Annotated in this window: 11 protein-coding genes; 7 read left to right on the plus strand and 4 right to left on the minus strand. The window is 76.6% G+C overall.

Going from position 1 to position 14305, the window contains the following annotated elements; all coding sequences use genetic code 11:
• Position 1: 1 nt before the first annotated feature.
• On the minus strand, positions 2 to 1723 hold the full coding sequence (locus tag ACU610_RS08385; protein ID WP_446767246.1) for an RIO1 family regulatory kinase/ATPase domain-containing protein: 1722 nt from the start codon (positions 1721 to 1723) through the stop codon (positions 2 to 4).
• 483 nt (positions 1724 to 2206) lie between these two features.
• Here ACU610_RS08385 and ACU610_RS08390 point away from each other — a divergent pair, with 483 nt between their 5' ends.
• From ACU610_RS08390 to ACU610_RS08405, 4 genes are all read left to right on the plus strand, one after another.
• Positions 2207 to 2806: an Rv1733c family protein gene (locus ACU610_RS08390; protein ID WP_446767247.1), complete on the plus strand. Its 600-nt coding sequence runs from the start codon at positions 2207 to 2209 to the stop codon at positions 2804 to 2806.
• A gap of 84 nt (positions 2807 to 2890) precedes the next feature.
• A complete protein-coding gene (locus tag ACU610_RS08395; protein WP_446767248.1) occupies positions 2891 to 5302 on the plus strand; it encodes a phosphatase PAP2 family protein in 2412 nt (803 codons plus the stop codon).
• The gene (locus ACU610_RS08400) at positions 5299 to 6378 is read left to right on the plus strand and encodes a lysylphosphatidylglycerol synthase transmembrane domain-containing protein (RefSeq protein WP_446767249.1); all 1080 of its coding nucleotides are present in this window, start codon (positions 5299 to 5301) and stop codon (positions 6376 to 6378) included. The genes ACU610_RS08395 and ACU610_RS08400 overlap by 4 nt, the downstream gene beginning before the upstream one ends.
• Before the next feature lie 433 nt (positions 6379 to 6811).
• Positions 6812 to 9430 (plus strand): PEP/pyruvate-binding domain-containing protein, encoded by a 2619-nt coding sequence (locus ACU610_RS08405; protein ID WP_446767250.1) that lies wholly within the window; start codon positions 6812 to 6814, stop codon positions 9428 to 9430.
• Between the two features lie 120 nt (positions 9431 to 9550).
• On the opposite strand, the gene ACU610_RS08410 is transcribed toward ACU610_RS08405, so the two are convergent.
• Positions 9551 to 9835: a hypothetical protein gene (locus tag ACU610_RS08410; RefSeq protein ID WP_446767251.1), complete on the minus strand. Its 285-nt coding sequence runs from the start codon at positions 9833 to 9835 to the stop codon at positions 9551 to 9553.
• A gap of 320 nt (positions 9836 to 10155) precedes the next feature.
• On the opposite strand from ACU610_RS08410, the gene ACU610_RS08415 reads away from it, so the two are divergent.
• Entirely contained in the window at positions 10156 to 10425 is a 270-nt protein-coding gene (locus ACU610_RS08415) for a DUF1876 domain-containing protein (RefSeq protein ID WP_446767252.1), read from the plus strand.
• A 58-nt stretch (positions 10426 to 10483) separates the two neighbouring features.
• On the opposite strand, the gene serA is transcribed toward ACU610_RS08415, so the two are convergent.
• Entirely contained in the window at positions 10484 to 11692 is a 1209-nt protein-coding gene (gene serA, locus ACU610_RS08420) for a phosphoglycerate dehydrogenase (RefSeq protein ID WP_446767253.1), read from the minus strand.
• A gap of 95 nt (positions 11693 to 11787) precedes the next feature.
• Positions 11788 to 12534, minus strand: coding sequence for an HpcH/HpaI aldolase family protein (locus ACU610_RS08425; protein WP_446767254.1), 747 nt, complete (start codon positions 12532 to 12534; stop codon positions 11788 to 11790).
• A gap of 168 nt (positions 12535 to 12702) precedes the next feature.
• Between ACU610_RS08425 and ACU610_RS08430 the strand changes: the two genes are divergently transcribed.
• Together ACU610_RS08430 and ACU610_RS08435 are read left to right on the plus strand one after the other, a co-directional pair.
• Positions 12703 to 13986, plus strand: a complete 1284-nt coding sequence (locus tag ACU610_RS08430; RefSeq protein WP_446767255.1) for a glycerophosphodiester phosphodiesterase — start codon at positions 12703 to 12705, stop codon at positions 13984 to 13986.
• Positions 13983 to 14162: a hypothetical protein gene (locus ACU610_RS08435; protein ID WP_446767256.1), complete on the plus strand. Its 180-nt coding sequence runs from the start codon at positions 13983 to 13985 to the stop codon at positions 14160 to 14162. The genes ACU610_RS08430 and ACU610_RS08435 overlap by 4 nt, the downstream gene beginning before the upstream one ends.
• Positions 14163 to 14305: the final 143 nt, after the last annotated feature.

The raw sequence follows: 14305 nt of genomic DNA on the forward strand, positions 1-14305 counted from the left end.
CTCAGAGGAGCCCGCCGGCGCGCAGGTTCAGGGTCAGCAGGACGGCCACCAGCACAGCCCCGCCGACAGTGGCCACGGCGAGCAGCACCCGGCGCACGCTCCAGCGCTGCACCCGGATCGGCGGGTGCGGTGGCAGCAGCGCGCGGAGGTCCTCGACCAGGTCGCCGTCGGCGTCGGCCAGCCTGCGGGCGAGCTGGCGCGGGATGGTCATCGGGCTGGTCGCGGCCAGCGCCTCGGCCAGCTCCTCGGGCGCGAAGAACGCCTGTGCCCGCTCCACGACCCGGCGGGGCCCGACGGCCAGTGCCAGGGTGAGCGCCATGTTGGCCAGGTCCACCGCCTGCCGCCACCGCGAGGGACGGAGTTCCCCGAACGAGACGTCGACGAGGTAGACCCGGTCGTCGCGGACCAGCACGTTCGAGGGCTTGACGTCGCGGTGGGCCGCACCCGCCGCCCACAGCCGGCGCACCTGCCGGAGGGCGTCGTCGACGACCGCGTCGTCCACCCCGGAGTCGAGGACCTCGACCGCGTCGGGGACCAGCTCGGTCACCAGCAGGTACTCGCGGCCGGGCACGACCTCGGCCACCCCCAGCGGCTGGGGGACCCGCACGCCGCCGTCCCGGAGCAGGCGGAGCATGTAGTCCTCGTGCTCCACCAGTCGGCGCACCGAGGAGAACGGCGCCTCGTCCTCCAGCCGGCCGTACCGGAGGACGCGGACCCACTTGTACCAGCGGTCCGAACGCAGGTGGGTCGTCGTGTAGAGCTTGCCGAACAGGTACTCCGGCGGCCCCTCGGCCAGGTGCAGCCGGCACGGGGTGGACCCGGCGGAGCCGGCGAGGCGGTAGGGCCGGATCCCGTCCAGCTCGGTGCCGAGCTGGTCCCGGACGGCGGCGCGGATCCGCTCGACCCGCGCCGGGTGGAGGTGCAGGTGCGCCCGGACCTGCCGGCGGTAGGTGACCGGGAACGCGTGCTCCGGCGCGAGCAACCGGAAGGCCAGGGCCGCCGCGGCGCAGCCGACGACCGCGCTGAGCGCGGCATCGGGGGCGGTGTCGAGCAGCAGCGCCACCCGGACCGTCGCCAGACCGCCGACCAGGCCGGCGACGACGAGCCAGCCCCAGCGGCGCGCTCGTCCCGACGGGGTCAGGACGAGCAGGCTCCCGGTGGCCACCGTGGCCAGCACGATCACCGGCCAGGCCGGGAGGATGATGCCGACCGCGGACCCGGTCACGCTGTCCCGGACGTCACGGATCAGCGCCGCGTCGCCCGCGACGACCTGTGCGGTCGCGGCCATGAGCCAGATGCTGCTCAGGTAGACGAGCAGGTGCCGCCAGCGCGCCGTCCACACCAGCACCAGCACGGTCGGGATCCACAGCACGCGGTACCCGAGCACCGCGCCGATCCGGCCCAGGTCGGTGGCCCACCCGGGCGGCCGGCCCAGCGGTGCCAGGAACTCCCGGACGGCCTGGTCGAGGCCGGCCAGGGCGCTGGCCCATCCACCCCCCAGTGCCAGCAGCACCACGGCGACGACGAGGGCCGCCGTCCACGCCCAGGTGCCCGGGGGCGGCCGCCAGGGGCCGGGCCGGTCCTTGCCGGACGGACGGCGGTGGCGGTCCTCCTCCGGCCAGGGCGGTCTCCGCGCGCCGGTGGCCGGGACGAACGCCCGCCGGGGGGGTTGCCCCTCGGTCGCCGGCCCGGCCTCCGCACCCGGTGCCGCGTCGCCGGTCACCGCGCCATGCTCCCGCGCCGGACGGCCCGGGTCCCGGGACCGGCGGCTCCCCCTGCCCGGGACGGAGGTCCCGGGCACCGCCGAGCGGTCGAGCCGGCCGGGCGGGGTCGGGCTCGGGTCGGCCCCAGCCGGACGTCGCCCGCAGCTCCCGCGTGACCAGCGCGGCGAACCGCTGCCTGAGGGCCTGGATGAGGACCGGCATGTCGGGGAGCCGGTCGGCAGCCCGACCGGACCACACCGGCCCCCATCTGCTGTACCGGCGGACCGGGTCCGCGGCCGACGTGGGCATCCAGGTCCCTCCGCCGACGAAGACCGCCGGCACCGGCCGGTGCGGAGGTGCGCCACCGGGGACCTGCGGCCGGCCGGGACGGGCCCTCCGCCGCCGCGGACGGGACCTGCGCCCCTCGGCCGGAGCCCGGCCGTGCCGGATGCTCGGTACCGGCCGGCCGTCTCCGGCGGCGGGTCCGCCGAGAGGAGCGCGCGATGGCTGCCGAGGCCTCGTTCCCCGGGTGGCAGAGGGTCCGGGCGTTCACGCTGGGCCGCGGCCCGCTCAAGCGCGGCTCGGACCGCCTGCAGTTCGCCGCGCGGCTGGTCCTGGCCTTGGTCGTCCTCCTGTCGGTCCCGGTGGCGCTCACCGTCGGCACCGTCGTCCACGAGCAGCTGCAGGCGCTCGCGCACGAGCAGGCTGCCGGACTGACCCGGGTGCAGGCGGTCGCGCTCGAGGACGCACCACCCGTCGCGGAGGCTCGCCCGGGCGGGGGGCGGCGCGAGACGACGGTGCGGTGGACGGCACCGGACGGCAGCCCCGTCGAGGGGCGGGTGTGGGCCCCGGCCGGAACGCGCGCCGGGGATCCGGTCAGTGCATGGACCACCACCGACGGCCGCCCGGCGGCCGACCCCATGACCGCGCTGGAGGTGACGCGCAGCACGGTCGTCGTCGTCACCCTGGGGTGGGCGGGCTCCGTGTTCATGACGGGGACGGCGTACGCGGTGCTGTGCCGGGTGCTGGACCGGCAACGCGATCGGCGCTGGACCCGCGAGTGGGCCGCGATCGAGCCGACCTGGAGTCGCCGCGTGCCCTGACGGCTCCAGGCCAGGCCCAGTGAGCCACTCCCCTGGGTCGGAAGACCCTGCTCCGCCCGGCTCCCCGGCGTGTGGACTCCCGCCATGACCTCCGGTGCGGTCGCCACCACCGCCACCGGTCCGCGGGTGCCCCGCCCACGCCGGACCGGACCCCGGCCGGTCCAGCGGCACCCGGTCGACCTGGTGCGGGTGGTGCTCGGGCTCGCCGTCCTGGGGCTGGGGTTCCTCGTCGCCCAGCGGGGCCGGCTGCCGGTCCTGGAGCGGGACGTCTTCCAGCTCGTCAACGACCTGCCGGCGACCGTCTTCCCGCTGGTGTGGGTGGTGATGCAGCTCGGCAACGCGGTGGCCGTCCCGGCCCTGGCGGCGGTCGCGGCGCTGACCCGGCGGTTCCGGATGGCGCGGGACCTGCTGGTCTCGGGGCTCCTGGCCTACGCCACCGCGGACCTGGTCAAGAGCGTGGTGCAGCGGGAGCGGCCGAGCGGGTTGCTCGTCGCCGTCAACTACCCCGAGGGGCCGGTCGCCGGCCTCGGGTTCGTCTCCGGGCACTCCGCGGTGGCCGCGGCGCTGGCCACCGCGGCGGTGCCCTACCTGTCGCGCCGGGGCCGGCGGTGGGCGTGGGCGCTGGCCTGGACGGTGGCGCTCTCCCGCGTGTACGTCGGCGCGCACCTGCCCCTGGACGTCATCGGGGGGCTCGCCGTCGGCTGGGCGATCGGCTCGCTGGTGCACTGGGTGTTCGGCGTGCCCCGGCGCGAGGTGTCGACCGACCGCGTCGGGCAGTTGCTCGAGCGGTTCGGCCTGCCGGTCCGCGACCTGCGGCCGGCCTCGGTCCGGGCGCGCGGCTCGCACCCGTTCGAGGCGGTCGACGAGCGGGGCCGCCGGCTCTACGTGAAGTTCCTCGAACCCGACCGTCTCGAGCGGGACTGGCTCTACCGGCTCTGGCGGCTGCTGGCCGTCCGGGACGTCAAGGACGCCGACGCCGTCGCCCCGCTGGGCCGGCAGGCCGAGCACGAGGCCGTCGCGGCGATGACCGCCCGGGAGCGCGGGGTGTCCACGCCACCCGTACTGCTGGCACGGGGCACCGAGCGCGGCGCACTGGTCGTCCAGGAGTACGTGACCGGCCGGGGGCTCGACGAGCTGCCGGCCGGCGAACTCACACGGGACCTGCTGGCGCGCGTGTGGCAGCAGGTGGCCCTGCTCCGGGAGGCGCGGCTGGCCCACCACGACCTGGAGGCGTCCAGCGTCCTGGTGGACGCCGGGAGGAAGCCGTGGGTCGTCGACTTCGGCAACGCGCAGACCGGGGCGGACGACGACGCACTGGCCGGGGACGTCGCCGAGCTCATGGCCTCCCTGGCGCTGCGGGTCGACCCCGCCCTCGTGGCCGGCTGCGCGATCGACGTCCTGGGCCCCGATCCCGTGGCGGCCGCCCTGCCGGGACTGACGCCGCTGAGCCTCACGGCGGCGACGCGCGCCGGGATCCGGGAGGACCGCTCCCGGCTGGAGTCGCTCCGTGGCGTGATCCGCCGCCGGCTGGACCTGCCCGACCCCTCCCGGCCGGAGTACGGACCGCCCCCGGCGGCTGCGCGGCTCGCGGTGGCGGCCGGGTCGGCCCTCGTGCTCGTCGGTGTCCCCCTGCTGGCCGGTGTCCCCACGCTCCTGGACTCGGTCGAGCGCGGCGGGTGGCGCTGGCTGGGCGCGGCGCTCGCCCTGGCCGTCCTGGCCCGTGCGGCGACCGCGGCCGCGGCGCTGCTGACCGTCGACCGCCGGCTGGCGCTGGGCCGCACCTACGGCGCCACCGCGGTGGCCGAGGCCGCGTCGTTGCTGCACGGCGGCGAGGGGTGGCGCCGGTCGGCCGCCCGGTTCCTCGAGCGGGCCGGGGTGTCGCCCGAGGAGTCGCGCCGGGCGGTGGACCGGTTCGTCGCCGGCGCGATCGTCGCCGCGGTGCTCGTCGCCGTCGTCACGCTGGTGTTGGCACTGGTGGAGGGCCGTCTCGGCGGCTGGCGGACCCCCGAGGCGCTGGTGCCCGCCGTCGCCCTCGGGCTCGGTGCCTGGGTGCTGGTGCTGGCCGGTCAGTGGCTCGCCCGCCGGGCGGACACCGGTCCACACGCCCGCCGCCAGGTGGGCCGCGTGCTGCGCACGGGGCTCACCGCCCCGCGCCGGACCCCGGAGCTCTGGGGCGCACAGCTGGGCTGGACGGTCGCGGGGGTGGCGCTGGAGGGCGCGGCCCTCGCCGCCGCGGTGCACGCCGTGGGCGGATCGGTGCCGCTGCTGGTGACCGCGACGGTGTACGGCGCGCTGCACCTGCTGTGGTCGGTGCTGCCGGCGACCTCCGCACCCGGTGCCGCCGAGGTCGCCCTCGTCCTCGCGCTGACCACCCTGGGGGTACCGCTGGCCGACGCCTGCGCCGCCGCGCTCGTCTTCCGCGGGCTGGTGTTCTGGGTCCCGGCCCTCCTCGGGGCCCTGCTGTCGGGCCGCTTCGAGCACCACGTCGGCGCATGAGCGCCGCACCGCCCGGCCGGCGGTGGAGCAGCCTCCGGCGCGTCCTCACCGGTCCCGTGGGGCGGACCGCCCTCACGGTGGGCGTGGTGGTCGCGGTCTTCGCCGGCGTGCTGCCGCGGATGGCCGACTACGCCGCCGCGTGGGACCTGGTGCGCGGCCTGACCGCGGCGGAGGTCGCGGTCGTCGGGGTCGTCGCGCTGGTCAACCTCTTCTCCTACGCCCCGCTGTGGATGGCGGCGATGCCGGGGCTGACCCTCGGCCGCGCGGTGCTGTCCGACCAGGCCTCGACGGCCGTCTCCAACACCGTCCCGGTCGGTTTCGCCTTCGGCGTCGGCACCAACGTGGCGATGTACCACTCCTTCGGCTTCTCGCCTGCGGAGATCACCCGAGCCGTGACCCTCACCGGCGTGTGGAACACCCTGGTCAAGCTCGCCACCCCCGCCGTCGCACTGGCCGGGGTCGCTCTGGTCGGGGACGTCGACCGCCGGCTGGGCACCGCCGCCCTGCTCGGCAGCACCGTCCTCCTGCTCGGCGTCGGCGCGCTCGTGCTCGTCCTCACCTCCGGCCGGGCCGCCGCGGTGCTGGCCGGGGGCGCCGAGCGGATGGCCGGCCGGGTCGCCCGGGCGGTGCGCCGGCGGCCGCCGTCGGGCTGGGTGGCGCGCACCGACCGGTTCCGCGCCGACTCCCTGGACCTCGTCCGGCACCGTTGGGTGCACCTCACCGCCGCGGCGGTCGCCAGCCACGCGGCCCTCTTCCTGGTGCTGCTGGTCTGCCTGCGCGCCGTCGACGGGCCCGGCTCGGACGTCGCGTGGGTCGTCGTCCTGGCCGTCTTCTCCCTGACCCGTCTGGTGATCCTCGTACCGGTCACGCCGGGTGCCCTGGGGGTCGCCGAGCTCAGCTACGTCGCCGGGCTGACCGCCGTCGGCGTGGACCCGACCGGGGCCGCAGGGGCGGTGCTGCTGTTCCGCTTCCTCACCTGGTTCCTCCCCATCCCGACCGGTGTCGTCACGTGGCTGCTCTGGCGGCGCGGCGTGGGGCAGGGCGACCGGGCCGCACCCGTCGCGTCGGGCCCGTGACCTCCTCCGGTGAGATCGGCGGTCTCGCGCGCCTGCGGCGGCGGAACCGTGCGACATCGCCGATCTCGCCGGGGAGGTGCTCGGACCGGCGGCGAGCGGGCGCGGGTCCACCCCACGAGGTCGCCGACGCGCCCACGCGCCGGCAGCAGGGGTCCGCCGCCGCAGCGGCCGGGGCTCGCCACGCCGGCCCGGGACGCGCAGAACCGCCCGGGCCCGCCGACGTCCGACGCCGTCGTCCTCGCGGTGCGGTCCCCGGCAGCAGCCGGCTCGAGCCTGCCTGGACCTCGCCCACCGGACCACCGGCCCGGGGACGGCACGACGACCCGGCGGCGGGTGGTCGCCGGACCGGGTGACCTCGGACCCTGTGGACCTCGCGCGGGCGCCGTCCACCGTGGGGGCGCTACGGATCGCCGGGTGACGAGGAGCCGACGCCATGACCGAGCCGCACGTGGTCTCTGCCGCACCGTCCCCTGCACCGGTGGTGACCGGTGTGCCGCTGAAGGTGGTCAGCCGGCTGGACGACCCGCGCTCGGCGGAACAGGCCCGCACCGGCGGCAAGGGCGCGAGCCTGGCCCGGCTCCGGCAGGCCGGCCTGCCGGTCCCGGACGGGTTCGTCGTCGGCGCCGAGGCCTACCGGCGTTTCGTCGCCGCGGCCGGCCTGGCCCCGCTGATCGAACGGCTCACGGCCGGTCTCGATGCCGGTGACCCCGACGCCGTGGCCGAGGCGTCGGCGGGGCTGCGGGCGGCCTTCGAGGCCGCACCGGTGCCCGCGGACCTCACCGCCCCGATCATCGCGGCGTGGCACCGGCTGGGTGGGCAGGCGGTGGCGGTGCGCTCCTCGGCCACCACGGAGGACCTGCCCGGTGCCAGCTCCGCCGGCCAGCAGGACACGCTGCTCGACGTCACCGGCACCGAGCACGTGGTGGACGCCGTCCGGCGCTGCTGGTCCTCGGTGTGGACGGCGCGGGCCCTGGCCTACCGCGCCCAGCAGGGCACCCCGCACACCGAGGCCGCCGTGGCCGTCGTCGTCCAGCGCATGGTCCCGGCCGACGTCGCCGGGGTGCTGTTCACCGCCGACCCGCTGACCGGGCGCCGCGACCGCGTGGTGGTCGAGGCCGTGCGCGGGCTGGGCGACGCGCTGGTGAGCGGGCGGGTGAACCCCCAGCGGTGGGTCCTGGACGCCGGATCGCGCACCGTCCTGGAGGGGCCGGACGGGGCCGACCGGCACCTGCTGGACGGCGAGCGCCTGCGCGACCTGGCCGGGCTCGGTCTGGCCGCTGCCACGGTCTCCGGCGGACCCCAGGACGTGGAGTGGGCCACCGTCGGCGAGCGCTGCTGGCTCCTGCAGTCCCGGCCGATCACCACCCTGTTCCCCCTGCCCCCGGGACCACCGGCCGGACCGGGGCTGCGGGTGTACATCCCGCTGACCCTCGCCGCGCAGGGGATCAGCGAGCCCCTGACCCCGGCAGGCAACGCCGTGTTCGCCGGGCTCGCCACGGCGGTCGCGTCCCTGTGGTCCCTCGGCCGGCGCCGGTCGCAGGAGCTCCCGCCGTGGGTGTCCCTGGTGGCCGGCCGTCTCTTCTACGACATCACCCCGCTGCTGGCCTCGCCCCGCCTGGCCCGGCGCCTGGCCGACCGGATGGCGCTCAAGGACCCCGCGACCGCGGCGGCCCTGCAGGAGTGGCTCGACCGGGAGGGCTCCCGGCTGACCCGGTCCTCCGGCCCGGGGATCGCGGCCGGTCTGTCGGTGTGGGTGGCGCGCGAGGTCCCCGGTCTGCTCGCGGCCGCCGTCGCGCCCACGCGTGCCCGGCGGCGGCTGCTCGCCCGCGTGGAGGACCAGGTCGTGCGGCTCTCCCGGGAGGCCGCGGCGCTGCCCGGGCCCCGGGAGCGGGTGGAGTTCGTCCTCGGGACCCTGCCGCAGCGCACCCTCGACGTGGCCTGGGTCCAGCTGCCACCCGTGTACGTCGGCCTGCTCGCCGGCGCGCTGGCCGCCCGGCTCTGCGAGCGGTGGCTGGGTTCCGCCACCGGGCTCGAGCCGGTGCGTCGCTGGCTGCCCCACGACCCGACGATCGCCATGGGCACCGCCCTGGCCCGGCTCGCGCAGGCCTGCCGCGACGCGGGCGTCGAGCCGTTGCCCACCGCTCCCGGCACGGCTGAGTTCCTCGCCGCCTTCGGGCACCGGGCACCGGACCGGGAGATCGACCTCGGGCTGCCGCGCTTCCGGGACGATCCGTCGTACGTGGTACAGCTCGTCCGCGGCTACCTCGCGGCCGGCGACCCGGCCGAGCTGCTCGCCCGTCAGCAGCGTGGCGAGGAGGAGGCCGACGCGGCCGTCCGGGATCTGGTCACCGCGGTCCGCCGCGCCCGCGGCCGGGTCCGGGCCCGGTTGCTGCGTGCGGTGCTCACCCGGTACCGGGCCCTCGGCGGGCTGCGGGAGCGGCCCAAGTTCGACCTGGTGCGGGTGCTCGCCCTCGGCCGCGACCTGCTGCAGCAGGTCGGCGCCGCCCTCGTGGCGGCGGGGCGCCTCGACGACGCCGACGACGTCTTCTTCCTCGACCCGGCCGACCTGCGCGCCGGGGTCGGGGGGACGGCGCCGGACCTGCGCGAGCGCGCCGGGCGCCGGCGTCGGGAGTACGAGCGGGAACTCGGTCGGCGGGCCGTCCCGCTGGTCCTGACCAGCGACGGCGAGACGGTGTACGCCCCGACCGCACCCGCGGAGGGCGCGCCCGGCACCCTCGTCGGCACCGGGGTGTCGCCGGGGGTGCACGAGGGCGTCGTACGGGTCCTCGACTCACCCGTGGGCGCCGCGCTGGCCCCCGGGGAGGTGCTCGTCGCCGCCAGCACCGACCCCGGCTGGACACCGCTGTTCCACCTCGCCGGGGCACTGGTGATGGAGGTCGGCGGCGTCGTCTCCCACGGGGCCATCGTGGCCCGGGAGTACGGCATCCCCGCCGTCGCCACGGTGCCCGACGCGACCCGGCGTCTGCGCATCGGCCAGCGGGTGCGGGTGGACGGCGGCGCGGGGACGGTCACCGTCCTGGAGGGCTCCTGAGGCGCGGCCGGGACGACGCGGCAGCCCACGGCTCACCTCCGCGCACCGGTCACCGTGGGTCTGCCCTCGGGAACCGCTGCGCGGGTCGTGCGCGTCAGCGGTGAGCACCCACATCGGCGCTCACCGGGTGCCGGGACCCGTGCCGACGCTCCTCAGCGTGGCCAGCCGCTTGCGGTACCCGTCCTCGTCGATCTCGCCACGGGCGAACCGGTCGGCGAGCAGCCGCTCGGCCGTGTCCTGCCCGGTGGTGCGCATGGACGTCAGAGGGCCGCCCCCGGGGCGCCGGACGGCGCTGACCACCAACCAGGCGACGAGTCCGAGCAGCCCGAGGAGGAGCAGGCTGCCGAGCGTCGTGGCCACCCAGCCCCAACCGCCCATGTGCTCCCAGTCGTACCCACCCATCATGCGGACCGACTCCCTCGGACAGCCGCTCCGGGCCGCTCCCGGAGTCCCGGCGTGACCGATGCTCGGGCGCCGCGCTCCCGCTGCGCACCGAGCAGAGGTCCCTCCCGTCGGCGACCTACGTCCTCTGACGTCCCGTCCTGGGGGTCGGACCGACGGGCCGGGAGGTCTGGCTGGAGTCCGGGTCGACCTGTCCGCGCCCCGAGGGCCCAAGGACCTCGGCGGCGTGGCCGTTCGGCCGCGTCGCGGCCCTGGGCGGGAGCGGAAGGTCGGTGCAGGGACACGGAGGGTCGGTGCAGGGACACCGGACGAGGGAGGACGACGTGGACCAGGCCGCGCAGTGGACGGTCACCATCGACATCGACGAGCACGACGGCCACACCCGCGCGGTGGCCCGGCTGCACACCCGGGACACCGAGCGGATGGTCGGCGTCGGGCTCGCCCGTCTCGACCCGGGCGACCGGGACGTCCCCGAGATCGGCGACGAGATCGCCGTCGCACGAGCGCTCTCGGACCTGAGCCACCGGCTGCTCCAGACCGCCGCGGAGGACGTCGAGGCGTCGACCGGCCAGCCGGCCCACCTGCGGATGTGACGGCCGGGCGGGGCGACGGCGCCCACGCCGCGCTCAACGGCGCGGCCACCCCGGGTGGTCAGCCGGTCCGGTCCTCGAAGGTCGTCAGGCGGACGGTCTCCGGGAGCGCCCCGAGGGCGGCCAGCAGGTCCGGGGGCAGTGCCGCGTTGACGTCGGTGACCGCGTACCCCAGCTCGCCGCGGGTGGCCAGCACCTGGCCGTCCACGTTCAGGCCGTGCTCGCCGACCAGCGCGTCGACGCGCGCGAGGACCCCGGGCACGTTGCTGTGCAGCAGCCCGAACCGGGCCGCGGAGGAGCCGTGCAGGGCCACGGCGGGGAAGTTGACGCTCAGCGTCGTCGTCCCGGAGCCGGTGTAGTCGACCAGCTTGCCGGCGACGAACCGCCCGATGTCGTGCTGGGCCTCCTGGGTCGACCCGCCGACGTGCGGCGTGAGGATGACGTTGGGCAGCCCGCGAAGCACGGAGCCGAACGCGTCGCCCTGCTCACGCGGCTCGTCCGGGAACACGTCGACCGCGGCCCCGGCGATGTGGCCGCTGAGGATGTGGTCGCGCAGTGCCTCGTGGTCCACGACGAACCCGCGCGAGAGGTTGAGGAACAGGCTGCGCCGGCGCATGCGCGCGAACTGCTCGGCGCCGAAGAGCCCCGCGTTGCCGGCCCGCCCGTCGACGTGCAGCGTGACTGTCTCCGCCCGCTCGAGCAGCTCCTCGAGGCTGCTGCAGGCCTCGGCGTTGCCGAGCGCGAGCTTGTCCTCCAGGTCGTAGAAGAGCACCCGCATGCCCAGCGCCTCGGCGACCACCGAGAGCTGGCTGCCGATGTTGCCGTAGCCGACGATGCCCAGCGTCCGCCCGCGGATCTCGTGGCTGCCGGCCGCGGACTTGTCCCACGTGCCGGCGTGCAGCGCGCGGTCGCGGTCGACCAGCCGCCGGGCCAGGCAGATGATCTCCGCGATCGCCATCTCCACCACGCTGCGGGTGTTGGAGTACGGCGCGTTGAACACCGCGACCCCCACGGCAGCGGCCGCGGCCAGGTCGATCTGGTTGGTGCCGATGCAGAAGGCCCCCACCGCCGCCAGGCCGGGACGGCGGCGCACGACCTCCGCGGTCACCTGCGTCTTCGACCGGATGCCCAGCACGTCGACGCCGTCGAGCGCGGCGACCAGGCCGGCCTCGTCCAGCGCTCCCCGCAGCGACTCCACCTCGTAGCCGGCCGAGCCGAGCAGGTCCGCCGCCACCGGGTCGATGTTCTCCAGCAGCAGGGCTCTGGGCACGGTTCCGGGCCTCCTCCAGCGCGGGACCGCCGGTGGACCGCGTCCGGAGCAGTATCCCGTCACGGTGCGGGTGAGGGCGACAGGGTCGCCGACGGTCACCCCGGGTCCGGCTCGGGGTGGCCGCGGGCGACGCCGAGGTGGCGCGTCACGACCTCGCGCAGGGAGGAGGCGTCGACGGCGACGGTCACGATCGTCGCGCCCTCGGCGGCGTACCCGGCGGCCTCCTCACCGCCGTAGGCGTGGACGCCGACGGGCACGCCCGCGGCGCCGGCCCGGGCGACGATCGAGGACAGGACGCCGCGCAGCTCCTCCCGGTGCTCCTCGCCGGTCAGCCCCAACGACAGCGAGAGGTCGCCCGGGCCGACGTACACGCCGTCCAGTCCCTCGACGGCGAGGACGGCGTCGAGGTCGTCCAGCGCGGTGGCGGCCTCCACCATCACGATCACCAGGGGCTGGTCCGCCCCACCGGAGAGCCGTCCGATCGACCGCCCGCCGGCGGGGGCGTACCGGGAGGCGGCGACGACCTCCCGGGCGTGGTCGGCGTCGCGCACGTTGGGCACGATGACGCCGCGGGCGCCCAGGTCCAGCGGGCGTCCGACGTCGGGGAAGGCCGGGCTGCGGGTGCGGACCAGCGGCACCGAGCCCGCCGCGGTGATCGCCGCCATGACTCCCGGCAGTTCTGCCTCGGCCACAGCGCCGTGCTGCAGGTCGACGACGACGTAGTCGGCTCCGGTCCGTGCCAGCACCTCGCCGGTCACCGCACCGGGCAGCGTGCTCCACAGGCCGTGGCACGGCTGCCCGTCGGACCACCGCCGCCGCAGGTCGTCCTCGCTGACCGCCATCACGGCACCACCCCTCCCCGTCCCCGACCCCGGCGTCGTCGGTGGTCGCCCTGGGGTCCCGCCGGGGCGATCCTGCTCCGGGGCGCCGGCGCGCGCGACCGAGGACGGAGCTCGAGCCCGGCGGCCGCTCGCGCCCCAGCCGCGCGGCCGGGGCCCCAGGATCACCCCGTGGACTTCGCCGACCTGAGCCGGCCGTTCGTCATCGCCCACCGCGGTGGGGCCATGCAGGTCCCGGAGCACACCATGGAGGGCTATCGGGTCGCGGTGGGCCAAGGGCTGCCGGTCATCGAGCAGGACGTGTCCACGCTGGCCGACGGCGGTCTGGGCGTCATGCACGACGGCACCGTGGACCGCATGACCACCTCCAGCGGCAACGTCGCCGACCACACGTCGGTGTCCTGGAAGCAGCTCGACATCGACGCCTCGGCCACCCTCGGCGGAGGGTGGCCCGACGGGCTGCGTCCTCCGCTGTTCGAGGAGGTGCTGACCGAGTTCGGCAACCGTGTCCTCCTCTGCGCCGAGGCCAAGAGCAGCGACGCGATGGGGCCGATGATCGACGCGCTCGAGCGACGCGGCATCAGGCCGGCGTCCGTCCTGCTCCAGTCCTACGCGCTGGCCGACTGCCGGCTGGCGCGCTCGCGGGGGTGGGACGTCATCTGGCTCGGCAGCACCGACGTCGTCCGGGCCGCCGCCGAGGGCATCGGCTGGATCGGCCCGCAGGCGCGTCACGTCACCTCGGCGGTGTGTGCCCGAGCGCACGCGGCGGGGATCGAGGTGGCCTGTCACACGGTCAACCGCCGACACCAGCGCGACGTCGTCGTCGCCGACGGCGTGGACGCGATCTTCTCCGACGACCCGGTCTACGTCGCGGGGGACGCGGGGCGGCGCGCCTCGGACCTGTTCGCCCGTCAGGTCTGGCTGCCCGGGATGCTGGCGGACGCCGGCCGCGGCCGGTTCTACGCGGACGACGGTTCCTGGGGCTTCGACGTCTCGGGCACCGCCACCTCCACGCTGATGGGCTTCCTGGCACCGCCGGACCCGGCCGCGTTCACGCTGCGCCTCGACCTCCGCATGGACGAGACCTGCGCCGGCAGCCGCACGAGCTGCGGGTGGGTCCTCCTGAGCACCGACGACCACCCGTACCGACCGTCGTCCGGTTCGTCGACCGGCGCCGACGGCTACCTCTTCCTCCTGCGGGGAGACGGCACCCTGGACGTCGACCGGGTCGTCGAGGGGGTCGCCACTCCGTTGGCGTCCTCGACCGGGGGAACGGCGCTGGACACAGGCGTCTACGTGCCGCTCCAGATCACCGTCTCCGGAGCGGGCCTGCTCTTCACCCGCGGCGGCGGCGAGAGCCTGAGCGTCGCCGACACCACCCTCCGCCCCGTGCCGGTCGTCCACCTCGGCGGCGCGTCCGCCGGGGTGCGCTTCAAGAACCTGGAGTTCGCATGACCGACCCATGGGAACGCCCGGGCCACGGCCCGTCCGACCCGGAGGGCTACCTCATCGAGCAGATGCCCGACGGCTACCGGTGGACGTGCCGCGCCGACGGCCGCACGGCCGGGCCCTTCGCCAGCCGGGACGACGCCGTTCTCGCCGCCGAGGCCGACCGCAGCAGCACGTCGTAGGGCGGCGGCTCGGGCACCGTCGGCCCGTACTCGGTGGCCGGCCGGACGCTGACGCCCGAGGCGTCGTCAGCCCTGTGCCGGGGCGCGGACCGGGCGCACGTCCGCCCGGCCGTCCCGCTCCGGCTGGTCGCCGCGGTCACCGA

It is taken from the genome of Geodermatophilus sp. URMC 61, assembly GCF_052931555.1.